The organism is Nocardia puris (assembly GCF_003315035.1).
In the GTDB taxonomy this organism is placed as follows: domain Bacteria; phylum Actinomycetota; class Actinomycetes; order Mycobacteriales; family Mycobacteriaceae; genus Nocardia; species Nocardia puris.
On sequence record NZ_QNRE01000004.1, the window covers coordinates 112682 to 134860 of the forward strand.

Genomic DNA, 22179 nt, shown 5'->3' on the forward strand with positions numbered 1-22179 from the left:
TCAGCGCACGAGCACATCCGGAAGCTCCTCGAGTGACCCGATCACCCGGATCCCCTCGTCGATCACATTGCCGCCCCGCGCATTTCCGCGATCCAGCCAGTACGCCACCAGCCCGGCGTCCCGCGCCCCCACCGCGTCGACCGCGTACTTGTCCCCCACGGAGGCAACTTCGCGAGGCTCCAGCCCGAGACTGTCACACCCGGCGCGAAAGATCGCGGCGTCGGGCTTCGCCACCCCGTGCTGATCGCTGCACACCAGCGCGTCACCGAAATACGGCAGCAGGCCCACGATTCCGAGCTTGCGGCGCTGCGCCTCCGCCGACGAGTTGGACACGACCCCCAGCCGGTACGCGGGCGCGAGCCTGCGCAACGCGGGCTCGGTATCGGGAAAGGCTGCCCACGCGGCGCGCCGGTGCGTGTCGTAGCGACGGAACCACTCGGCGATCTCCGCTTCCGCCAACGCGATACCCAGACCGTCGAGAAACGCGCGCGTCCGGACGCGCTGCTGCTCGGTGAAAGTCAGCTCACCACGGACGAATCGATCGAAATGCGTATCGGTGAGCTCCCGCCAGATGCGCAGCGCCGCAGCCGGATCGGTGAAACGGTCGAGCAGTCGCTCCGCGCGCAGGTGCGCGAACAGCCCGGACTCCTCCGAGTTCGAGAACGCGAACAGCGTGTCGTCCACGTCGAACAGGACCCCCCGGACAGCCATGCCGCTGTTCAGTCGACCGGCGCGGGCGCCACCAGTCCCGAGACGTACTCGCCGCGCGCCACCGCCGCCAACACCTCGTACACGCCGTTCCCCGTTTGCTCCCAGGAGAATTCGCGGGCGCGGGCGCGGGCCTTCTCGCCCATGTCGGTGCGGGTGGCCGCGTCGGCGAGCAGTTCGCCCGCGGCGTCGGTGAGCTGGACGAGGTCGTCCACCAGCACGCCGGTGACGCCGTCGACGATCGAATCGGTGAGCCCGCGCGAACTGCGGTAACCGATGGTGGGCACGCCGTGCTGCGCGGCTTCGATCACCGCCAGGCCCCACCCCTCCTTGCGGGAGGGGAGCACGTGTACCCAAGCGCGCGCGAGCAATTCGTGCTTGCGGCGCTCGTCCACGTGCCCATGGAACGTGACGGCGTCGGCGATGCCGAGCGCGCGCGCGGTGGCCTCCAGATTCTCGGCCCACCAGCCGCCGCCCACCACGTCCAGGTGCAGGCCGGGGATCGTGCCCCGCAGCCGCGCGACGACCTCGAGCGCGTCCTCGATCTGCTTGTGCGGCACCAGCCGCGACAACACCACCAGGCGCGGGCTCGCCGCGCGGGTCACCGCGGCGCCGGTCGGGGCGTCGGCGGGCACGGGCTCGGCGCCGTTGCGCACCACCGCGATTCGCGTGCGATCCACGCCCAGCGTCGCCAGCTCCTCCGCCGAGGGCAGCGACACCGTGAGGTACTGGTTGTCGCGGTGCGCGCGGGGCGACAGGCGCGATTCGATCCACCACCCGATCCGGCCGATGAGGCGGCCCGCGACCGGCCACTGCTCCCGGTGCCCGTGATGCACCAGCACCACCGACGGCGCAGCGGCGGCGACGCCGGCGAAGAAGGGGATGCCGTTCTGGGTGTCGATGATCGCGTCGGGCCGCACGCCGCGCAGCGGGCCCAGGCCGAGCCGGCCCAGCGCGATCGCGGCCAGCGCGCGCGGGTAGACGGTGTAGCGGCCGCCGCCGCGACTGATGTCGATGCCGTCGACGTGCTCGCGCCGCGCCGCGCCGGGGTAGCGCGCGGTGCGCAGCGTGACCTTGACGCCCCGCGCGGCGAGCTGCGCACCGACCTGCTCGAGGTACCGCTCGCTGCCGCCGCCCTGCGGGTGCCCGGTGTCACGCCAGCAGAGCAGGAGGACTTCGCGCACGGTGGAGCTTCTCTCGTCGACGGGTCGGACACGGATGTCCGGTACACCATAATGGACGTCACAGTTTCACACGCGCGTTCATCGTCGCGTTGGCGTACCCTGCCAATTCTTTGAAACGCCCACATTTCACTACCCGATCCGGATACCCTCCCGCCACCCCCGTTTGCCGGGGGCACGGCCGGTCGAGCGTTGGCCGGCCATCACGATGAGGAGAACACCATGAAAACGGCACGGACGCGCACCGGCGGCGGTGGCGGCGGCAACGGCGACTTCGACGGCGGGCTGCTGGGCATCATCCTGGCACTGCTCTCGTCCTCCACCTCCACGGGCAGCGGCGCCAGCAGCGGCATCGGCTGACCCACCGCATCGACCGGACGTACCCGGTCGATCCGACGAACGGTCCGGCACTGCGCGGGTGCCGGACCGTTCCGCTGCCCGGACGCGCCCGCACCTCCGACCACCGACCACCCACACCCCCACCCTGTGGAAAACTCGGCGCCGTGCTGAGAGCAGAGAAACCGCCGAGGAGAGCGCCCCGATTCGCGCGACGCGCGACGCTGCGCCGTTCGCTGCGCCTGCTCGGCAGCTTCCGCTTCGAGCAGACCGATCCCGCCGTATTCTACGGCGGACTCGCCACCGACACCGCCGCCATGATCGGCGACTTCTACACCGACGTCACCGGCCGGTCGCTCACCGGAACCACGATCCTCGACGTCGGCGGCGGTCCCGGCTACTTCGCCGACGAGTTCGCCGCCGCGGGCGCGCGCTACATTCCCGTCGAGCCCGACCCGTCCGAGATGCACGCGGCGGGCCTCTCGGTGCCCGGCGCGGTGCGCGGCTCGGGCATGGCGCTGCCGTTCCGCGACGGCGCGGTCGACATCTGCTTCTCCTCCAATGTCGCCGAGCACGTGCCCGATCCGTGGGCGATGGCCGACGAGATGGTGCGCGTGACGCGCCCTGGTGGGCTGATCGTGCTCTCCTACACCGTGTGGCTGGGCCCGTTCGGCGGGCACGAGACCGGCCCGTGGCACTACCTGGGCGGCGAGTACGCGGCGCGCCGGTACCGCCGCAAGACCGGCAAGGAACCCAAGAACCGGTTCGGGGAGTCGCTGTTCGCGGTGCGCGCCGCCGACGGGTTGCGCTGGGCGGCAACCACTCCGGCCCGGGTGCACACGATCTTCCCTCGCTACCACCCGCACTGGGCGTGGTGGCTGGTGCGGGTGCCGTGGCTGCGCGAGCTAGTGGTCAGCAACCTGGTGGTCGTGGCCACCAAACCGGCGTGAGCTACTGCGCGAGCCACCCGCGCCGCCAGCGCGGCGCGCACTCCTCGCGCGGCGCCCACGGCGACTCGCGCATGGCCAGCCCGACCGTCTCGAGGGCCGTGAGCCCGACCTGATCGGCGAGCACGCCGACGGTCGCGACGACCTCCGCGGCCTGCATCGCGGCCGTCGCCTGCTCGAGCGTGAGCGTGCGGCCCGGTAGGTAGGAGACCACCCACCCGCCGCCGCCCACGCTCCTGGCCTGATGGTCGGTCCGATCGCTGGTCATCAGCGACCTGCCGATCACTTGCACCGCCATGACGATTTCACCCCGATCGCGGTCCGAAGATCACATGCTGATCAGTAGCTACAGCATCCACGGTCGCGAGGCGGAACGCAATAGTGCGTTCTCCGAAAAGCGAACCGACAGGTTGGAATTCGAGCTGGTCAACGCGGTCCCGAGCGGGGAAATTAGAACAGGTTGCAGACAGCGGGGCGGAAAAATTGTAACGTGTTCTCATGCATTACGACAGCTTGTTCATCGGCGGACGCTGGACCGCGCCAGCGGGCTCCGAGCGCCTCCAGGTCATCTCACCGGTCACGGTCGAGCCGGTGGGCAGCGTCCCCGTGGTGGAACGCGCCGACGTCGACGCGGCGGTCGCCGCCGCCCGTCACGCGTTCGACCACGGCCCGTGGCCCAAGACCCCGCCCGCCGAGCGCGCGGCGGTGCTCACCAAGGCGGCCCGGCTCATCGAGCAGCGTTCGGCCGACCTGCTTGCCGCGCTCACCGCCGAGATGGGCGCGCCCACGGCCACCGCCCTGACCCTCAACCAGATCCCGGCCGTCGCCGCGCTGGACGCCTACGCCGAGCTGGCGGAGTCGTTCCCGTGGCACGAGACGCGCACCGGCATCTTCGGCACCACCCACGTCACGCGCGAGCCGCGCGGCGTGGTCGCGGCCGTCACGGCGTGGAACGTGCCGCTGTTCCTGGCCGCCAACAAGCTCGGGCCCGCGCTGCTGGCCGGCTGTTCGGTGGTGCTCAAGCCCGCGCCGCTCACCCCGCTCAGCACCAATATCGTGGCCGATATCTTCGCCGAGGCCGGCGTGCCCGAGGGCGTGATCTCGGTGCTGCCCGCCGAGGCCGACGTCGCCGAGTACCTGGTGTCGCATCCGGGCGTCGACAAGATCACGTTCACCGGCAGCACCGCCGTCGGCCGCAAGATCGGGGCCATCGCCACCGGCCAGCTCAAGACGGTGTCGCTGGAACTGGGCGGCAAATCCGCGGCGATCGTGCTGCCCGACGTGGACCTCGCCAACATTCCGGCGCTGGCGTTCGCCGGTCTCATGAACACCGGCCAGGGCTGCGTGGACCAGACCCGCATCCTGCTGCCGCGCAGCCGCCACGACGAGATCCTGGACGCGCTGGTCGCGAGCGTGCAGGCCATGAAGGTGGGCGATCCCGCCGATCCCTCGGTGGTGCTCGGCCCGCTCATCTCCGAGAAGCAGCGTGAACGCGTCGAGGGGTACATCGCCAAGGGCAAGGCCGAGGGCGCGCGCCTGGTGCTCGGCGGCGGACGGCCCGAGGGGCTGGACCGCGGCTGGTTCGTGGAGCCGACCCTCTTCGCCGAGGTGGACAACAAGTCGACCATCGCACAGGAGGAGATTTTCGGCCCGGTGCTCTCGGTGATCCCGTACGAGACCGAGGACGAGGCCGTGGCGATCGCGAACGACTCCGCCTACGGCCTGGCGGGTTCGGTGTGGACCAGCGATATCGACCACGGGCTCGAGATCGCGAGCCGCGTCCGCACCGGCACCTACGCGATCAACTGGTACGCCTTCGACCCCAGCGCCCCCTTCGGCGGCTACAAGAACTCGGGCCTGGGTCGCGAGAACGGCCCCGAGGGCCTGGACTCCTTCTGCGAGCAGAAGTCGGTGCTCATGCCGATGGGCTGGACGAGGTAGCGATCGCACGACGACCGGCCCGCCGAGTGTTCGGCGGGCCGGTTCTCGTTGGGGGGCGGGTGCGTCCTGCGGCGGCAAGGCAAGCAACGGCACGACACACCGGGTCATGGGGCCGAGCGGACGAGACCTACCGGGGCCTTCCGCCGCCCGCAACTGTTGAGCGGGCATTCCAGGCGGGAGGGTCCACAGGGAGCGGGCTGTTCACGCGCGGCTACTCGACGCGCCACCTGGTTTCGGCGGCGATCACGGTCAGGGGCGCAGCCGACTGAGCTTCCGCGACGGGTCCACCGGGAGCGGCCGTCAGTCGTCCGGCATCACGACGCGCAGCGCGGGGTCGCGGTCGGGACGGGTCTGGGGGTCGACCACCTCGACGCGCCAGCCGGGGGGCAGGGCACGTTGCAGGCGGCCCGCGGCGCGGGAGATGGGGGTGCTGGTGTCCGGATCGATCATCGCCGGACTGTCCGCGTCGAACTCCAGGTCGGTCATGCTCCAACCACCTCTCACGTCGATCGGTCGCGGGCCCGGGTCGATCGGGTGGCGACGGCGCTGGGGAAGCAGTTCGTGCGACCGGCGGACCGCCCGTGCGGCGAACCCACCGGCTGTGAAGCCGGGAACGAGAACAGAATAGGGCACGACGGGCCGTTTGCGGTGAAACACGGCCCGTACGAGTGCGAGCCGACCGGCGAGTAGCCGGTAGGGGTGCGCAAGTCGGGGCATTCTCGGCGCGCCTCCCGTCTGATCGGCGAGCTCGCCGACCGTTCCCCGCCGGGGTGCCTGCGCCCGGCGCGCCGACCCCGGATTCATGACGCGACAACAGATATGCCCGGACCCGCGGTAGCGCCTCCCCCGGAGCGCGTGAACCGGAACGGAGTTGGCCGCCGCATCCCGCGAATCGGCACGCGGAGCGCCTTATTGGCAAATCCATGGCAACAGATTGGTGACACCCCATCCGGCGCACGCCGGTCACTGGACGGTCGACCGATCAATACAACGGCGGACCGCTCGGCTCGACTGCGCACAATCCCGCGCAACCGCGAATCGCGCAACCTACCCGAAAAGCGAACAGTACCAGTCACAAACGCGCATAAACGCACGTAAAACGTTGTCCTCCAATCGGTTCCACAATGTGGAGAGTCTCACATTATTTGCCATCGCCGAACGGCCGCCACTACGAATTAGGGCGTTCAGATCGTTCGATTCGACGTTCGATTCGTCCACCTCGGGGGTCGGGGGTCGGGAGGGAGAAACTTTTCATGTTCCATCGTGCTGCCATGCGGGTCGGCCGTAAGGCGCTCATCGCCGCGCTGCCGCTGGCCGTGGCCACCACGTTCGCCGGTGCGGGCGCGGCCTCGGCCGATGACTACACCGAGCAGCGGGCGCAGCTCGCGGCCGCGATCTCGTCGTCCGGCTCGGACGCCGGGATCGGCTACGACACCGAGGTCGCGCCGGATCTCAGCGCCGTCTCGGTGACGCTGGACGCCGCCACGTTCCAGGTCGGCGAGCACTCGGTGCGGATCGTGAACGCCGGTGGCACCGCCGTGTCGGAGCTGCCGCTGGCCATCGCCACCCCGGCGGGCGAGGTCGCCCTCGACGCGACCGTGTCCGAGGACGGCCGCAAGCTCTCGGTCGCCACGCCCGCGGCGTCGGCGGCCAGCACCGAGCTGTCGGAGATCGCCACCAACCCGCACGCGCAGAACCCGGATCCGGTGCTGAACGGCGCGGCCGGCGGTGCCGTCGTCGGCGCGATCGTCGGCGCCATCACCTGCATCCCGACTGTGCTGGCGCTGGTCGTCGGCTACGTCGTGTGCGCCGTGCCCGGTGTCATCGGCACCGCGATCATGGGCGCCGTGATCGGCGCGATCGTGGGTACGGTGCAGCCGGATGTGATCCCGCAGGTCCTGCCCTGACGGATCGCTGATCATCGCGACATCGCGCGTCGCTTCGAGCGGTGCGCGATGTCGTGTTGTCCAGGAAGCCCTTTCGCACGGATCAGCGGCGCAGGGAACGGCGATAGCCGGCCGGAGTGGTCCCCGTCGCGGCCCGCAGGTGCGTGCGCAGCGCGGTGACGCTGCCGAAACCGGCGTGCGCCGCGACGACGTCCACCGGCAGATCCGTGGTTTCCAGGAGTTCGCGGGCGCGGGCGGTGCGCTGGGCCTCCAACCACCGGCGCGGCGTGGCCCCGACTTCCGCCTTGAATCGCCGGATGAACGTGCGCTCGCTCATCAACGCGTGCCGGGCCAGCGTCGAAACATCGGACACCGCGGCGATATTCGCTACGGCCCACGCGAGAGTGGCGGCCAGACCGGAGGATTCGCCCTGGCGCGGCATGGGATCCGGAATGTATTGCGCCTGTCCACCTTCCCGGTGCGGCGGCGTGACATTCCAGCGGGCGAGTTCGGCCGCCGCGCCCGCGCCCAGTTCACGGCGCACCACATGCAGGCACAGATCCAGCCCGGCCGACAGACCCGCCGAGGTGAGAATGTCGCCGTCGTCGACGTAGAGCGCGCCGGGGTCGAGCCGCACGGCGGGATACAGCGCGGCGAACTCGTCGCAATACGCCCAGTGGGTGGTGGCGGGGCGCCCGTCCAGCAGACCGGTCTGCGCGAGAACGAACGCGCCGACGCAGATGCTCACCAGCGTCGCGCCCCGCGCGCTCGCCGCCCGCAAGGCGTCGGCGACCTCGGTGGCCAGCGGCATCGTGGGCAACCCGATGCCGGGCACCACCACGACATCGGCCTGCTCCAGCAATTCGATTCCATGATCGACGTGCAGGTCGAAACCGTTGGGCGTCCAGACCTTTCCGGGCCGCACCCCGCACGTGCGCATCTCGAATCCGCGCCCCTCCCCGGTCTTGGCCGGACCGTGCCGGAACGCCTGGACCGCGACCGCCAGGTCATAGGTCATGACGCCGTCGAGCGCGAGAGCCACCACCTGCTTCACACCCCCACTTTGGCACGAATCCAAGGGTAGGTGTCATTCGCGCCGCTGGCCGGGTGGGCTGCCGCCCGATTGACTGGCCTTCGACGACGAGAACGAGGAGGTCGGCGTGGGCGCGCCAACGGGATTCGACTGGGAATGGGCCGAGCGAACGGGTGGAAAGCTCACCGGTGCGCAGCGGCGGCAACTCACCGCCAAACTGGCGGCCACCCTGCCCGGCGTGGTCGCCGACCGGGTGCGCCTCGCGCTCGGCAAGCGAGGTGCGGGACACGTCGACCTGGACGCCGCCCCGCCCGATTCGAAGCTGTCCCGCGCGACGGAAGAGGAAGCGCGCGAATGCCTCTCGCCCTACGTGCTCGAACACTCCTATCGCACGTACTATTTCGGGCGCGCGCTGGCGGAACTGAGCGGCACATCCTATGACGACGAACTCGCCTACGTCTCCTGCCTGCTGCACGACTTGACACTTGAAACACCCTCTCCGGGAGCATGTTTCGCTGTTGACGGCGCGGAGCGGGCGAAGGCTTTCGTCACCGCGCACGGGGCGTCCGAACACCAGGCGCACCTCGTGGGCGCGGCCATCGCCGCCCACCTCACCCCGGGTGTCGCCGACGATCTCGACACGGTCGGGATCGTCTCGGCGGGCGCGGCGGCCGACGTCCTCGGCCTGCGCCTCGCCGATCTGGACCCGGTATGGGTGGACCAGCTACTCACCCGCCACCCGCGCGCGGACTTCAAACGCCGGGTGCGCGCAGCCTTCGACGCCCAAGCTGCCGCCGCGCCGAATACCCGCATCCACTGGATGATGAACACCGCGCGCTTCGGCCCCCTCATCCGCTTCGCGCCGTTCGACGAGTAAACCCCCGAAACGCGAAACCGCCCGCACCGAGACGGTGCGGGCGGTTCGGCGACGATCAGCCCAGGCGCTGCTTCAGCGCCTCGAACTCGTCGCGCACGCCCGAGGGGAGCTTGTCGCCGACGAACTCGAACCACTCCTCGATGAGCGGAATCTCCTTGCGCCACTCCTCGGCGTTCACCGCGAGCGCCTCGTCGACGTCCTTCGTCTCGACGTCCAGGCCCTCCAGATCCAGCTGCCCGGCGGTCGGGACGTTGCCGATCGCGGTCTGCTCGGCCTGCGCCGTACCCTCGATGCGGCCGATGATCCACTCCAGCACGCGGGAGTTCTCACCGAAGCCCGGCCACAGGAAGCGGCCGTCGTCGCCGCGGCGGAACCAGTTGACATAGAAGATCTTCGGCAGCTTGGCCGCGTCGGCGCTCTTGCCGACGTTGACCCAGTGGCCCAGGTAGTCGCCCACGTGGTAGCCCATGAACGGCAGCATGGCCATCGGGTCGCGGCGCACCGTGCCGACCTTGCCCTCGGCGGCGGCGGTCTGCTCCGAGGACAGCGTGGCGCCCATGAACACGCCGTGCTGCCAGTCGAAGGACTCGGTCACCAGCGGCACCGTGGTCTTGCGGCGGCCGCCGAACAGGATCGCCGAGATCGGCACGCCCTGCGGGTCGTCCCATTCGGGCGCCAGGATCGGGCACTGCGACATCGGGGTGCAGTAGCGGGAGTTGGGGTGCGCGGCCAGCGTCTCCGTCTCGCGGAGGTACCAGTCGTTGCCCTTCCAGTCGATCAGGTGATCGGGCTCGCCCTCCAGGCCCTCCCACCACACATCGTTGTCGTCGGTGAGCGCGACGTTGGTGTAGACGGTGTTACCCGCGTCCATGGTCGCCATGGCGTTCGGGTTGGAGCTGTGGTTGGTGCCGGGCGCGACGCCGAAGAAGCCGTACTCCGGGTTCACCGCGTACAGGCGGCCGTCCTTGCCGAAACGCATCCAGGCGATGTCGTCGCCCAGGGTCTCCGCGCGCCAGCCGGGAACGGTGGGCTGGATCATGGCGAGGTTGGTCTTACCGCAGGCGCTGGGGAACGCGGCCGCGATGTAGTAGGCCTTGTTCTCCGGGGAGATCAGCTTGAGGATGAGCATGTGCTCGGCCAGCCAGCCCTCGTCGTGGGCCATCGCCGAGGCGATGCGCAGCGAGTAGCACTTCTTGCCGAGCAGGGCGTTGCCGCCGTAGCCGGAGCCGTAGGACCAGATCTCGCGGTCCTCCGGGAAGTGGGTGATGTACTTGGTGTCGTTGCACGGCCACGGCACGTCGGCCTGGCCCTCGGCCAGCGGCGCGCCCACCGAGTGCAGCGCCTTCACGAACGGCCGGTCGGTGCCCAGCTTCTCGAGGGCGGCCCGGCCCATGCGGGTCATCACGCGCATCGACACCACGACATACTCGGAGTCGGTGATCTCGACGCCCAGCTTCGGGTCGTCGGCGCCGAGCGGGCCCATGCAGAACGGCACCACGTACATGGTGCGGCCCTTCATCGAGCCGCGGTACAGCTCGGTCATGGTGGCGCGCATCTCGGTCGGGTCGACCCAGTTGTTGGTGGGGCCGGCGTCGGCCTCGGTCTTGGAACAGATGTAGGTGCGCGACTCCACGCGCGCCACGTCCGACGGGTCGGACAGGGCGAGGAAGGAGTTCGGCTTCTTGCGCTCGTCGAGCTTGCGGAAGGTGCCCGCCTCGACCAGCTGGGCGGTCAGGCGATCCCATTCCTCGTCGGAACCGTCCGCCCAGACCACCCGGTCGGGCTGGGTGAGTTCCGCGACTTCCTGTACCCAGGCGAGTAGTTCGCTGTGCTCGGTCGGCGCCTTGCCGTCGGATCCACGAAGACCAGGAATGGTCGCTGAGGTCATGAAAACTCTCCTGAGATGGGCGGCTGTCCGATATCCCGCCGCCCGGCCCGAGGCCCATGACCGGCGCGGAACACCGAGCGCCACCGTTGGCGGGAAGGCACCCGCTGCGACCAGTCGAAAGCGCGCCCCGGCTGGACGGCGTACAAGGACGAAGCGGACGCCCAGGTTCCTGCTAAGAGGTTAACGCGATGTGACGATCGGTACGGCATCGGGTTCCCCCCTATGTACCCATTCTGTCGCCTATTCAACAGGCACGATGTGCCGGTCGATGATCGCAATGTCGCGTTCGCACGCCGCGAGTTGTCCCGGTTGCTCGGCCGCGGCCCGCCGGATCAGGGCTTCCAGTTCGGCGACGCGCCGGTCGGTTTCCAGCGCGCGGGTGGCGCCCGCGCGCACCACGCGGTCGGCCAATTCGGTCTCCGCTTCCACCAGCGCCGTCGCCACACGCTGCTCTAGCTGGGCTTTCACGTTGACCAGCGCGTCGGCGACCCACTGGCGCACGTGCGCGCGATCGGCGACCAGGCGGCGCGCGCGCACCACCCACCACGCCACCAGCGCGCCCAGCAGCAGCGTGACGGGGATGCTCGCCACCTCCAGCGCGGGCACCAGCGAGAGCGGCATGACGAGCAGTCTGCCGAGGCCGACACCTGCCGACGCGCCCAGTGCGATCATCACGTGATCTTCGACACCGCGATGCCGCGGCTCCGGATCGGGACCCACCCGCGGCGCCGGATCGAGCCTGCGGTGCGGCGGCGTCTGGGCGATCTGTCCGGTTTCGTCGAGGCGGTACGCGAGTTCGGCCATGCGGCGCTCGATGGCGGAGTCGACCACGCCGGTCAGCTCGGTGACCGCCTGCTGGAGGCGATCGGGGTAGTCGCCCAGTTCGGCGGGGCGCAGGCGGTCGAGCTCGGCACGGGCGGCGGTGTGCAGGGCGCGGACGTGGCCGCCCACCTCGGTCATGAGATCGACGCGGGCCAGGTGCAGCCGGCCGCGCAGCGTGGACATGGCGGTGGCGCGCCCGCCGTCGCGTCCGGCGAGCAGCGCGGCCCGCTCCTCGCGCCAGCGCACGGGTTGCGCGCCGGCGCGCAGGGCGGCGACCTGTTCGGCGATGCGCTTCCTGGTGTCGGTGAGCACGCGGTGCAGCACGGCGCCGTAGCGGTCGCCCACGGCGGAGCCCGCGCCCGCCGCGGCGGCGACCAGGTCGGCGTGCAGGGTGGGCAGGCCCGAGCGGTCCACCAGACCGGCGTCGCCGCCCGCGCGGCCCGCGACCGCCAGGCGCGCCGACACCGGCAGGATGTCGAGTTCGTCGAGGCCGTTCGCCGCCAGGATCTCGAGGTTGTGCGCGAGCACCGCGCGCCAGTCCTGGTAGGCGTGGATGCCGTTCATCACCAGTAGCACCCGGGCCCCGTCGGCGCGCAGCTTGCGCACGGCGGTCAACGTGCCGGTGCCGAGCGCGCTGCCCGCGTCCAGCAGGACCAGCGCCACGCTGGAGGGCGCCGCGCCCGAGGACGAGGTGGTCTCGACGGCCGCGCCGGGGTCGGTGATCGGATCGGTGAAGTCGATGTGCGGCTCGTAGCGGGCCAGTTCGGTGCGCAAGAGCGTGGTGTTCGCGTCGTCGGGGCCGATCAACGCGACGGTCGAGGCGTCCCCCGCGCCCCGCACCGCCTTGAGCAGCGCCGTGCCCTGCGGATGCCAGCGGGCCACCACGGCCTCGACCTCGTCGGGGAGGGTGTGCGGCGCGGCCGGGGATGTGCCCACGACAGGAGTGCCGGACGGAGGCGCGACATCCGGAGACGCGGGAGGCGGCGGTGATGGGTGCGCGCCCACCGCCGGGCTCGACGCATCGACTGGCGAATTCGTCCCATCCCGGGACGGGACCGGAACGCCCGCAGGCGGAATCGATCCGACCGGCGACGAGCCCGGCACGGACGACGGCCCCTGCGCGGGTGGGGGCGAACCCGAGGGCGGCGCTCCCGGCCTCGGTGGCGCGGCCGTGGTGGCGGGATCAGCAGCGGGCGCGCTCGGCACGGGATCGGGCTGGGAATCCGCCGCACCAGGGTCGGCGGTCCGTCCGGCCCACCCGCCGAACGGGCGCCACTCCTGGGCGGTGGCCGGGTCCGGGGGTTCGGCCGGACCCGGCCGGTCAGAGTCCGGCACTGCTCATCCGTTCCCATAGTCGGATGTAGCCGTTGTGGACGCGCAGGGCGGCGCGGCGGGCGACCGGCGGCATATCGCTGGACACCACGGCGCGCCAGCGGGCGGCCCTGGTGAGGGCATCGTCGGCGTCGGCGGGCGCGGGCGACGGGTAGCCGGCGGCCAGGTGCGCGACGGCCGGGTTGGCCAGTCCCGCGGTGAGCGCCAGCCACATCGCGTCGTCGCCGTAGAGGTAGTGCTCGATGACGTCGCGCACGGGCGCGCCACCGTCGGGGACGGCGCGCGCCGCCAACCGGGCCAGCTCGTCGAGCAGTTCGCCGCCGCGCAGCGCCGCCACCTGCTCGTAGCGACGATGCAGCAGCCGGTGCAGCGCGTCGATGCCGCTGGCGGCGTGCAGGATTTGCAGGATCGCGTGCGGGCTCAGGCCCGGATCGTGGCGCAGCGCGCTCAGCGCGCAGTTCACCCCGTGCAGCTCCCAGCGGTGCAGCAGTTGCTCGCGCTCGGCGAAGTCGGGGCCCGCGGCGGGCGAGACGAACAGGTCGGCCGAGAGCGTCAGCGAGGGGTCGGCGTCGGCCGCGAGCCTGCGCAACGTGGCCATATCGGCGTCGGTCACCGCGCCCGCCCTGGTGCGCACGGCCAGCGCCGACACCACCGGCAGCGTGACGATCCCGAGTTCGCGCGAGTACTGCTCGGCGGCCACCACGGCGTCGCCCCAGCGCGAGCCGATCGCGTCGGCCTTGTTCAGCACCACCACCGTGCGCTCGGGCGGCAGACCCGCCAGCACCCGGCGGTCGGCGGGCTGCGGCGCGCCCGCGAGCACGTAGACGACGATATCGGCGTCGAGCACCGGATCGGGCACGCCGGGCTCGTCCACCGGACCGGTCTCCGCGGCCGACATCAGCGCCAGCGCGTGCAGCACCGTGGTGCGCCCGGCGTGCGCGCGCCCGGTGACCTGGATGCGCGGCGGCCTGCGCCACGCGGCGACGGCCGCGTTGGCCTGCTGCCCGAGGGCGGCGGCGCGGCCGCCGAGGGCTTGCAGGTCGTAGAGCAGTCGGTCGAGTTGATCCTGTTCGCGGGTCCGCGCGGTGAACTCGGTGGCTGTCGGCATGGTGGCACCCCCTTTTCGGTGCGCAATTCTGTCAGACGAGGGCCGCTCGGGGCAGCCGAGGAGTTCAGGACCCGGAGAAGAACTTGTTGACGGTGCGCACCGCCCAGCCCGGCGCGACCTTGGCCGCCGTGGCCAGCACCTTGGCCTGGGCGCCGATCTCGTAGTGCACCTTGGGCAGCCTGGGCCGCTTGCTGGTGGCCTCCCAGATCCCGTGCGCCACGTCCTCGGCGGTGAGCCGGACGCCGAGCGATCTGGTGGTCCCGGTGTCCACCCCCTCGACCATGGCGGTCGCGACGAACAGCGGCCACACCGCGATCACCCGGATGTCGTGGCGGGCCCATTCCAGGTCCAGCGCCTCGGTGAGGCTCTTGACCGCCGACTTGCTGGCCCCGTAGCTGGCCAGTTCGGGCTGGCCGTAGATCGCCGAGGCCGAGCACAGGTTCACCACCTGGGCGCCCTTGGTGTCGCGCAGGTACGGAAAGGCGTAGTAGCTGCCCGCGATGACGCCGCCGATATTGACGTCCACGATCGCCTGGTGGGCCGCGATGTCGAGCGCCTCGAAACGCCCCGACCGCAGGATGCCCGCGTTATTGATCAGCACGTCCAGGCGCCCGGTCTCGCCGTGGAACTCGGCCAGGCGCTGCTCCCATTGCGTGTTGTTCGTCACATCGAGCACGCCGGTCTGCGCCGTGCCGCCCGCCGCGGCGATGTCGGCGGCGAGCCGGCTCAGGCCCACCTCGTCGATGTCGTAGGCGCCCACGTGGTACCCGTGCCCAGCGAAAACAAGCGCGGTGGCCCTGCCGATGCCCGCCGCCGCACCGGTGATGAACACCGTCGGTGAACTCATGCGGGCAGTCTAGTGCCGGAATCGCCCGTTTCCGCGAGGGAATTCCGCGGCCGCCGGGGGCTATCGCGGGTTATCGGTGTTCACTTATTGTCAGCGGACGTGGCCGTCACCAGTGTCGGTGTGCAGCATCGCTTTTGGTGACGCTCTTCGGCCCTCCGAGGAGGTTGCGATGAGCGTCGACGCCATCGGTGTTGTCGGCAGCGGCGAACCGCTCTTACCGAGCGCCGACCCGTTCCACCGCCCGCCCCGCGGGTTCGCCGCGCGGCCACCCGGGACGATCCTGCGCAGCCGTCGCGTCGACCTCGCGGCATTCGGCCTCGTACCGCAACGCGCCTCGGCCTGGCAGCTGCTCTACCGCAGCACCGATATGCACGGCGCGCCGGAGGTGGCGATCACCACTGTGCTGCTGCCGGACGGCGCCGAACCGGGCGAGGACCGTCCCCTGCTGGCGTTCCAGACGGCGATGGACGCCGTCACTGAACGCTGCTCCCCGTCCTACGCGCTGCGCCGCGGCTCGCGCGCGCTGGGCTCGGTCACCCAGATGGAATGGCTGCTGGTCGCGAACGCGCTGCGCCGCGGGTGGGCGGTCTCCCTCGCCGATCACGAGGGCCCGCACGGCAACTTCGGCGCGCCCCGCGAACCCGGGTACCGCGCGCTCGACGGCTTGCGCGCCGCGTTGAGCTTCGAACCCCTCGGCCTGCCCGCCGACACCAGAATCGGCGTGTGGGGCTACTCCGGGGGCGGTATGGCCAGCTCGTGGGCGGTGGAGATGGCGCCGACCTACGCACCGGAACTCAATATCGTCGGGGCGGTGCTCGGCGCGCCCGTCGGCGATCCGGGACAGGTCTTCGAGCGGCTCAACGGCGGTCATTACGCGGGGCTGCCCGCGATCGTCATCGCCGCGTTGCACCGGCTCTACCCGGCGCTGGGCGAGGTCGTGGCGCGCGATATGACCGACGACGGCCGCCGCTTCCTGGGCATCGCCGAACGCTCCACACCGCTGGCCGCCATCCTCGCGCTGGCGGGCAAACGCGTGGACGACCTGATCAGCCGCCCGCTCGACGAGGTGCTGGCCTCCCCCGAATTCCGGGCCATGTTCGACGACCTCCGGCTGGGCAACTCCATCCCGGCCTGCCCGCTGCTGGTGGTGCAGCCCGTACACGACCAGGTCATCCATATGGACGGCGTGGACGGGCAGGTGGCCCGCTACCGGCGCGGCGGCGCGCACGTGACCTACGTGCGCGACCGGCTCAGCGAGCACTTCTCGATGATGGTGCTCGGCACCCCGATGAGCCTGGACTGGCTGGCCGACCGTCTCGCGGGCGAACCGCCGACCGCCGACGGCGACACGACGGTCTGGTCGGTGCTGACCTCGCCGACCACGCTGCGCGGCCTGCTGGAGATCGCGACGACCACCGCCCGCGTACTGCTCGGCCGCCCGCTGCGGTCCGACCCCGCGCCCGCACCGGCCGCCGTCACCGAGCGGGCCGCCTGAGGGGGCCGGGCGGCGTGATCACCCGCGACCACACGCCGACCCCGGCAATGGGACTTGACAGCGCGACCACACGCGACCGCGCGCCGGTCCCGGCACCGGGACCGAACCCAGTCACCACCACACCGCGAACACCCCGCCGACCCCGCCCTCACCTGGCGCACACGGCCCGGTGAGCACCCGCCGACGACGCGCGCCGAGGGAATCGGACACCGCCCGCCGCCCGCGCGAAAGCGCCCGTCCGGGGTACGAGTGCCGTGCGGTTACGGTGATGCTGGACAATGGACGCCGTGAACGACGCCGCCAACCACACTGTCGAGTCGGTTCCGGGCAGGCCGTCCACAGCGTCGGTCCCGCTCGAAGCGGGCCGACGATCGCCGACCGGATCCCGCCTGTACCCCCGCGTGACCAGCTTCCGCTCCCGCCGGGGCGCGCTGACGCCCAATCAGCAGGGCGCCTGGGAGCGCATGTGGCCGGCGATCGGCCGCGAGGTCGGCGACGCGCCGCTGGACGCCGCCGCCTGGTTCGGCCGCGAGGCGCCGCTGGTCATCGAGATCGGCTGCGGGACGGGCACGGCTACCGCCGCGATGGCGCAGGCCGAACCGCACCTGAACCTGATCGGCATCGAGGTCTACCAGCCGGGCCTGGCGCAGCTGGTGCAGCGCGTGGAGCGCGACGGCATCCAGAACGTCCGCCTGCTGCGCGGCGACGCCGTCGACGTGCTCGAGCACATGATTGCCGAAGAGTCGCTGACCGGGGTCCGGGTGTTCTTCCCGGATCCGTGGCCCAAGGCACGCCACCACAAGCGCAGGCTGTTGCAGCCCGCGACGCTGGCGCTCATCGCCAATCGGCTGAAGCCGGGCGGTGTGCTGCACGTCGCGACCGATCACGCGGGTTACGCCGAGCACATCGCCGAGGTCGGTGCCGCGGAACCCCTGCTCGTGGGCCTGAACGAGGTCACGGGCGGCCCCGGCGGCGCGGTGCTCGACAACGCGCCGATCGGCTTCGAACGGCCCGTGACCAAGTTCGAGGGCAAGGCACATCGGGCCGGAAGCGCCATCACCGACTTCATATGGGGCAAGATCGAGTGATGAGCCTTAGCGAGATGGCCCACGAAGTCGTGGATGTTGCCGGGGGGGTGCACGGCGGGTCGGAAGGCCCCGGCGGCGCCACGCCGGATGTACGCCGGGTGCTGCTCGTCTGGGACGCCCCGAATCTCGACATGGGGCTGGGCGCGATCCTGGGCGGCCGCCCGACGGCCGCCTACCGCCCCCGTTTCGACGCGCTCGGCCGGTGGTTGCTGGCGCGCACCGCGGAACTGTCCGTGGGCAGTGCCACCCGGGTGGAGCCCGAGGCGACGGTATTCACCAATATCGCGCCCGGCACCGCCGATGTGGTGCGCCCTTGGGTGGAGGCGCTGCGCAACGTCGGCTACGCGGTGTTCGCCAAACCGAAGATCGACGAGGACTCCGACGTCGACGCCGACATGCTCGCGCACATCGAATTGCGCAGCCGCGGCGCCGGACTCGCGGGCATCATGGTGGCCTCGGCCGACGGTCAGGCCTTCCGCGAACCGCTCGAACAACTCGCCGCCCAGGGCGTGCCGGTCCAGGTGCTCGGCTTCCGCGAGCACGCGAGCTGGGCCGTGACATCCGATACTCTCGAATTCATCGACCTCGAGGACATCCCCGGCGTGTTCCGTGAACCGCTGCCGAGGGTCAGCCTCGACTCGCTGCCCGACGAGGGCGCCTGGCTGCAGCCGTTCCGGCCGCTGTCGGCGCTGCTCACCTCTCGCCCTGCCCAAGGAGTCGCTTAGTGTTCACGCGCTGGGGCGATCTGGTCTACCGGCTGCGCTTCGCCGTCATCGGCGTGGTCACGGCCGCCCTCCTGGCCCTCGGTGGCTACGGCCTCGGCCTGGAGGACCATCTCAGCTCCAGCGGGTGGGACGACCCCACATCGGAGTCCGCGCAGGCCGCCAAGATCGCCGACGCCGCCTTCGGCCGCGATCACAACAGCGACGTGATCCTGCTCTACACGGCGCCGGAGGGGAAGACGATCGACGACCCGGAGTTCCGGGACAAGATCGTCGAGAGCCTCAACCGGCTGCCGCGCGAGCATCCGGAACAGATCGCGAAGGTCAACGGCGCGTACTGGATCACCGAGACCGGGCCCGGCCAGCCGATGCTGTTCGGCTCCAAGGACAAGAAGTACACCTTCGCCTCCATCGCCATCGTCGGTGACAACGACACCGACATGGTGCGCAACTTCCGCGCGGTCAAGGACGTCTTCTACATCGACGGCGTCGACGTGCAGGTCACCGGCCTGCAAGCGGTGGCGGGCACGCTCAACGACACCATGGCCTCCGACCAGAAGCGCATGGAGCTGCTGGCCATCCCGGCCGTCGCGGTGCTGCTGTTCTTCATCTTCGGCGGCCTGGTCGCGGCCGGCCTGCCGCTGGTGGTGGGCGGTCTCACCATCATCGGCGCCAACGGCATCATCATGGCGTTGACGAAGTTCACCGAGGTGAACTCGTTCGTGGGCGGTGTCGTGTCGATGATCGGCCTCGGTCTGGCCATCGACTACGGCTTGTTCATCGTCAGCCGGTTCCGCGAGGAACTGGCCGAGGGCTACGACACCCGCGCCGCCGTGCGCCGCTCGGTGATGACGGCGGGGCGCACGGTCGTGTTCTCCGCGACCATGATCATCGCCAGCCTCGGCGGCATGCTGCTGTTCCCGCAGGGCTTCCTGAAATCGGTCGCCTACGGCACCATCGCCACCGTCTCGCTGGCCGCGCTCACCGCGATCACCATCCTGCCGGCGATGCTCGCGATCCTCGGCCCGCGCGTGGACATGCTCGGCCTCAAGCGTTTCCGCAAGACCAAGACCGCCGAAGAGGTGGAGAACAGCTTCTGGGGCCGGTCCACCCAGTGGGTGATGAAGCACCCGCTCAAGATCGCGGTGCCGATCTGCGTCGGCCTGCTGCTGCTGATCATCCCGGTGAAGAACCTGGCGTTCGGCGGCATCAACGAGCGGTACCTGCCGCCGGACAATCCCACCCGCGTCGCGCTGGAGAACTTCTACGAGGTGTTCCCGCTGCGCAAGACCGACCCGGTGCAGCTGGTGATGGTCTCCGAGGACAGCCAGGCCGTCGGCAACGTGTGGCGCCAGGCCAACGACGCCCCCGGCCTGACCGGTGACTTCTCGACGCCGAGCCGCTCGGTGGACGACCGCAACGTCTACCGCATCGAGGCGACGCTCGAGGACTCCGAGAACGCCAACCCCACCATCGACTATCTGCGCTCGCTCGACGTGCCCGACAACGTCGAGGTCTACGTCGGCGGACAGCCCGCGATCCAGAAGGACAGCATCGACGCGCTGCTGGACCGGATGCCGCTGATGATCGCGCTGGTGCTGTTCACCACCACGGTGCTGATGTTCCTGACGTTCGGATCGCTGGTGCTGCCGATCAAGGCCGCCCTGATGAGCGCGCTCGGGCTCGGGTCCACGCTCGGCATCCTGACCTGGATCTTCGTGGACGGGCACGGTTCCGGGCTGCTGAACTTCACCCCGCAGCCGATCATGTCACCGGTTTTGGTGCTGATCATCGCGGTGATCTACGGCTTGTCCACCGACTACGAGGTGTTCCTGCTGTCCAGGATGGTGGAGGCGCGCAGCCAAGGCGCGTCCACCACCGAGGCGGTGCGCGCCGGCACGGCGCACACGGGTCGCATCATCACCGCGGCGGCGCTGATCCTGCTGGTCGTCGTGGGCGCGTTCGCGTTCTCCGACCTGGTGATGATGCAGTACATCGCCTACGGCCTGATCGCGGCGCTGATCATCGACGCCACCATCCTGCGCATGTGGCTGGTGCCCGCCACCATGAAGCTGCTCGGCGACGACTGCTGGTGGGCGCCCGCCTGGATGAAGCGCATCCAGGAGAAGATCGGCCTGGGCGAGCCCATCCTCGACGACGAGCGCCCCGGCGGCGGCGAAGTGGTCGACCTGGTGAAGACCACGCCGATCACCGATCCGGTCACCATGCAGATGCCGGCCCTGCCGGAGAGCAAGCAGCGCAAGTCGCCGCGGCGGCCGCGCACCATCGAGGAGATCGAGGCCGAAGCGCCCACGCAGCGCATGGATTCGCTGCCGCCCGCGCCGCGGCCGGTGCTGGGTCCGCACGATCCGACGCGCCCGCGCGCCAGTTCGCTGTCGGGGTTGCCCGATCCGGGTGAGTCGCGAGCTGCCAAGGATCCGGAGCCTCCGGCCGTGCCGGATGTGGATCCGAATCCGACACAGCGCTTTTCGCCGATCACCGGGGATGCCCCCGGGATCTCGCTGCCCGCCGAGCATGCTTCGGGGCCGAAGCCGCCGCGCCGGATCTCCGATTCCGGTGTGCCGGACGAGGTTTCGTCGGAGGATTCGACGCCGGAGCGGCCCGCGGGGTTCTCGACGCCAGGTGCGCCGGATTCGCCGGCCGGAGTTTCCGGGTTCCGGTTGCCGGAAGCCGAGACCCAGGAGCCCGGTGGATCGCCTGCGTCGCAAGGTGATTCGGATGCAAGGTTCCGGTCCGGTGCGGATTCGGAGTTCACGCTCGGTGGCGAGTCGGGTGCCGGTGCGCACTTCCGGTCCAGCGAGAACTCGGGAGTGCCGCTCGGCAATGCCGCGGGGCCTGCTTCCGGATTCGCGTTCCCCGGTGCGGAATCGGCGCGCTGGTCCGAGACCGAATCCGCCGGGGCGCGGGACGATTCGGGTGCCGATCGCCGGTTCCTGAACGGCGATGCGGATCACGGGCGGTCCGAGGCGGGCGACTCGCGTGCCGCCGACGGGTTCACGCTTCCGGGTGCGGCCTTCGGGCGCCGCGATGATACCGACGCCGCCGCTACCGAAGCGCCCGATTCCGGGGCGTCCGGCGATCCGGGCGTGCCCGGTGGGTTCCGCCCGTTCCAGGCGGATTCGCCCGCGCCGCAGAGCAGCCCGTTCGACGCGGGCACCGGGCTCATCGGCGCCAACCCCGACGCGTCCGAGGACGAGTCGCCGGAATCGGACCTCCCCCTGCCCCGTCTGCCACAGCGCCGACCGGCAAGTCCCGAGAGTTTCTCGCGTCCGGACGCTCCCGACGCGAGCCGGGACGTGTTCACCGCGCCGGGCGCTTCCGGAGCGCCCGAGGGCTTCCGCCCGTTCGACCCGGAAGCGGACGCACCGCAAGGGAATCCGTTCGGCCCGGGCATCGGATTCACCGCGCCCGAGGCGCCGGGCTCGGCGCTGCCGCGACGCGGTGGTGCGCCCACACCGCCGGGCGGGGGATACGCGGTGCCCGGATTCGAGCGGGAGGCTACGTCGCCGGATCGCGGTCCCGCGCACACCAGCCCGGCCGCGCCGGAGGACCTCTGGTCCGCACCCGGCACCGAGGATTCGGTATCGCACGGAAGCCCCTTCGGCACTGCTGCCAGCGCGGATTCGCCTGCGGGCGAGGATGTTTCGCGGAGTGCGGGCCACGGTGACGTCGGGTTCTCGCCGTCGGATTCCGAGGCGGCGCGCGGTGTTTCGCAGGGCCGTGAGTTCTCGGTGCCCGGTTTCGGCCAGTACGTGCCGTCGCAGGGTGCACCTGATCCCGGCTCGGCTTCGGGTCGCGACGAGCAGACCCGAGGCCCTCTCGACGCGCCCGTCAACGGCAGCGCCGCCGCGCCGGGCTTCCCGACCGCGTACGACGCGCCGGGACAGGGGACTTCCGAGGAACCTCGAGGCGAGGGCGACCGGCCCGGTGCAGCCGACGGGCCTGCC

The 22179-nt window shown here is 70.9% G+C and carries 17 protein-coding genes and 1 pseudogene; 9 read left to right on the top strand and 9 right to left on the bottom strand.

Annotated features, from left to right (window positions below; all coding sequences use genetic code 11):
• Both DFR74_RS13610 and DFR74_RS13615 read right to left on the bottom strand, forming a co-directional pair.
• On the bottom strand, nucleotides 1–711 hold the full coding sequence (locus DFR74_RS13610; RefSeq protein ID WP_067503488.1) for an HAD family hydrolase: 711 nt from the start codon (nucleotides 709–711) through the stop codon (nucleotides 1–3).
• A gap of 8 nt (nucleotides 712–719) precedes the next feature.
• Entirely contained in the window at nucleotides 720–1892 is a 1173-nt protein-coding gene (locus DFR74_RS13615) for a glycosyltransferase family 4 protein (protein WP_067503486.1), read from the bottom strand.
• 219 nt (nucleotides 1893–2111) lie between these two features.
• Here DFR74_RS13615 and DFR74_RS35945 point away from each other — a divergent pair, with 219 nt between their 5' ends.
• Nucleotides 2112–2249, top strand: coding sequence for a hypothetical protein (locus DFR74_RS35945; RefSeq protein WP_157115791.1), 138 nt, complete (start codon nucleotides 2112–2114; stop codon nucleotides 2247–2249).
• Between the two features lie 143 nt (nucleotides 2250–2392).
• Nucleotides 2393–3175 (top strand): class I SAM-dependent methyltransferase, encoded by a 783-nt coding sequence (locus tag DFR74_RS13620; protein ID WP_067503482.1) that lies wholly within the window; start codon nucleotides 2393–2395, stop codon nucleotides 3173–3175.
• 1 nt (nucleotide 3176) lies between these two features.
• On the opposite strand, the gene DFR74_RS13625 is transcribed toward DFR74_RS13620, so the two are convergent.
• A complete protein-coding gene (locus DFR74_RS13625) occupies nucleotides 3177–3470 on the bottom strand; it encodes a hypothetical protein (RefSeq protein WP_067503479.1) in 294 nt (97 codons plus the stop codon).
• Nucleotides 3471–3670: 200 nt separating this feature from the next.
• On the opposite strand from DFR74_RS13625, the gene DFR74_RS13630 reads away from it, so the two are divergent.
• Nucleotides 3671–5113 carry an aldehyde dehydrogenase gene (locus DFR74_RS13630; RefSeq protein WP_067503476.1) on the top strand — a complete coding sequence of 481 codons (1443 nt, stop codon included), beginning with the start codon at nucleotides 3671–3673 and terminating at the stop codon, nucleotides 5111–5113.
• Between the two features lie 300 nt (nucleotides 5114–5413).
• Here DFR74_RS13630 and DFR74_RS13635 read toward each other — a convergent pair whose 3' ends face one another.
• Complete coding sequence (locus DFR74_RS13635) at nucleotides 5414–5599, bottom strand: hypothetical protein (protein ID WP_067503468.1); 186 nt, start codon at nucleotides 5597–5599, stop codon at nucleotides 5414–5416.
• Nucleotides 5600–6366: 767 nt separating this feature from the next.
• Between DFR74_RS13635 and DFR74_RS35395 the strand changes: the two genes are divergently transcribed.
• Nucleotides 6367–7020, top strand: a complete 654-nt coding sequence (locus DFR74_RS35395) for a hypothetical protein (RefSeq protein ID WP_147265824.1) — start codon at nucleotides 6367–6369, stop codon at nucleotides 7018–7020.
• An 82-nt stretch (nucleotides 7021–7102) separates the two neighbouring features.
• Here DFR74_RS35395 and DFR74_RS13645 read toward each other — a convergent pair whose 3' ends face one another.
• Nucleotides 7103–8053, bottom strand: coding sequence for a GlxA family transcriptional regulator (locus DFR74_RS13645; protein WP_113975105.1), 951 nt, complete (start codon nucleotides 8051–8053; stop codon nucleotides 7103–7105).
• Between the two features lie 106 nt (nucleotides 8054–8159).
• Here DFR74_RS13645 and DFR74_RS13650 point away from each other — a divergent pair, with 106 nt between their 5' ends.
• Complete coding sequence (locus DFR74_RS13650; protein ID WP_067503465.1) at nucleotides 8160–8909, top strand: HD domain-containing protein; 750 nt, start codon at nucleotides 8160–8162, stop codon at nucleotides 8907–8909.
• 55 nt (nucleotides 8910–8964) lie between these two features.
• Here the strand turns inward: DFR74_RS13650 and DFR74_RS13655 are convergent, their stop codons facing one another.
• From DFR74_RS13655 to DFR74_RS13670, 4 genes are all read right to left on the bottom strand, one after another.
• The gene (locus DFR74_RS13655) at nucleotides 8965–10797 is read right to left on the bottom strand and encodes a phosphoenolpyruvate carboxykinase (GTP) (RefSeq protein WP_067503462.1); all 1833 of its coding nucleotides are present in this window, start codon (nucleotides 10795–10797) and stop codon (nucleotides 8965–8967) included.
• 240 nt (nucleotides 10798–11037) lie between these two features.
• Entirely contained in the window at nucleotides 11038–12555 is a 1518-nt protein-coding gene (locus DFR74_RS13660; RefSeq protein ID WP_233444439.1) for a hypothetical protein, read from the bottom strand.
• A gap of 385 nt (nucleotides 12556–12940) precedes the next feature.
• Nucleotides 12941–14059 carry a hypothetical protein gene (locus tag DFR74_RS13665; RefSeq protein WP_067503319.1) on the bottom strand — a complete coding sequence of 373 codons (1119 nt, stop codon included), beginning with the start codon at nucleotides 14057–14059 and terminating at the stop codon, nucleotides 12941–12943.
• Between the two features lie 64 nt (nucleotides 14060–14123).
• A complete protein-coding gene (locus tag DFR74_RS13670; protein WP_067503316.1) occupies nucleotides 14124–14906 on the bottom strand; it encodes an SDR family oxidoreductase in 783 nt (260 codons plus the stop codon).
• A gap of 169 nt (nucleotides 14907–15075) precedes the next feature.
• Here DFR74_RS13670 and DFR74_RS13675 point away from each other — a divergent pair, with 169 nt between their 5' ends.
• From DFR74_RS13675 to DFR74_RS13690, 4 genes and pseudogenes are all read left to right on the top strand, one after another.
• A complete protein-coding gene (locus DFR74_RS13675) occupies nucleotides 15076–16401 on the top strand; it encodes a lipase family protein (protein WP_067503313.1) in 1326 nt (441 codons plus the stop codon).
• A gap of 278 nt (nucleotides 16402–16679) precedes the next feature.
• Nucleotides 16680–17489, top strand: a complete 810-nt coding sequence (gene trmB / locus DFR74_RS13680) for a tRNA (guanosine(46)-N7)-methyltransferase TrmB (protein ID WP_084537305.1) — start codon at nucleotides 16680–16682, stop codon at nucleotides 17487–17489.
• Nucleotides 17489–18214, top strand: a complete 726-nt coding sequence (locus tag DFR74_RS13685) for an NYN domain-containing protein (protein WP_084537304.1) — start codon at nucleotides 17489–17491, stop codon at nucleotides 18212–18214. Before trmB ends, DFR74_RS13685 begins: the two co-directional genes overlap by 1 nt.
• Nucleotides 18214–20835: pseudogene (locus DFR74_RS13690) on the top strand (MMPL family transporter); the annotation flags it as partial. The gene DFR74_RS13685 and the pseudogene DFR74_RS13690, both read left to right, overlap by 1 nt.
• Nucleotides 20836–22179: the final 1344 nt, after the last annotated feature.